Genomic DNA, 1,050 nt, shown 5'->3' on the forward strand with positions numbered 1-1,050 from the left:
GAGGAAGCCGATCGCCTCGGAGAGGGCGGTCGTCAGGGGCACGCCGCGGACGGCGCGTTTGGCCACGGCGAGGAGCCACAACAGCAGGGTCAGGACCGTGGAGGCGGCGAAGACGACGGCGTACTGCTGGAGGAACTGGGGGTTGGTGAAGTCGATGTTGGCCGTGGAGTCGACGGCGGCGGAGAGCTTGTCGACGGTCCAGGCGGCAGCCTGGGCACAGCCCTTGGCCAGGGACGCCAGGGGGTCGAGGGTGGAGCTCAGGGGGTCGGAGGTGGTGCCGGAGCCGCCGCCTGAGGAGCCGCCTTCGCTTTCGCAGAATTCCCGGGCAGAGCCGACTACGAGGTCGCAGCGGCCGTCGTCAGGAGGGTCCGGGGCTGCGAACACGCGGGTTGCGGTGAGCAGGATCCCTGCGGGCACCGCCGTCGCAAGGGCGGAGAGCTTGACGGCCCGTGAACTAGCGCGCATAGGTGAAGCCCCCGAATTCCTCAACGGCCTTGGAGATGTCGTCTGCGGGGGAGACGCGGTTGTCACCGTTCACGGGGGCGGGGCCAGGTGCCTGCGAGAAGCCTTCCACCTCGCCCGCTGTTCCGTACACGCCTGTGCACCACACCTCCAGAGAGGCTCGGCCGGAGGAGTAGCCCCGGATCTTGGTGCCGACGGGCGTGGTCCTGGAGATGTAGGTGGAGCCGGGGGCTGCCTCGCCATTCTTGTCGAGCCCGAGGTCGCTCAGGAACTTGTTCGAGTACGCCTTGTCGAACTTCTCCCTGAGCTCGTCCCTCTTCTCGGGAACGAAGAGGCCGTCGATGATCTCGTTGCGGCGGTCCGGCTTGATGATCTCCGCCGAGACGAGCGCCACCGCGTAGTTCGCTGCTGCGCTCTCCGCGCCCTGTTTGGTGCGGGGGTGGCCGGTGGGGATGTCGGCGGTGGTGGTGTCGACGGGGTCCGTGCCGGTGGGGGCGGTTTCGGAGGCGGCGGGGCCTCGGGCGTCCGAGGGGCTGTCCTGGGAGCCGCCCTGGTTGGCGAAGGCGATGGCGGCGATGAGGAGGACGA

General features: G+C 69.1%; 1 protein-coding gene and 1 pseudogene. Both read right to left on the reverse strand.

Annotated features, from left to right (window positions below):
* A pseudogene (locus ACFV9O_RS40790) lies at positions 1 to 465 on the reverse strand (hypothetical protein); the annotation flags it as partial.
* Positions 455 to 1,050, reverse strand: a 596-nt coding sequence (locus ACFV9O_RS40795; protein WP_385428228.1) for a hypothetical protein, incomplete at its 5' end; no start/stop codon positions are given. The pseudogene ACFV9O_RS40790 and the gene ACFV9O_RS40795, both read right to left, overlap by 11 nt.

This window comes from Streptomyces sp. NPDC059909, assembly GCF_042730885.1.
Taxonomy (GTDB): Bacteria; Actinomycetota; Actinomycetes; order Streptomycetales; family Streptomycetaceae; genus Streptomyces.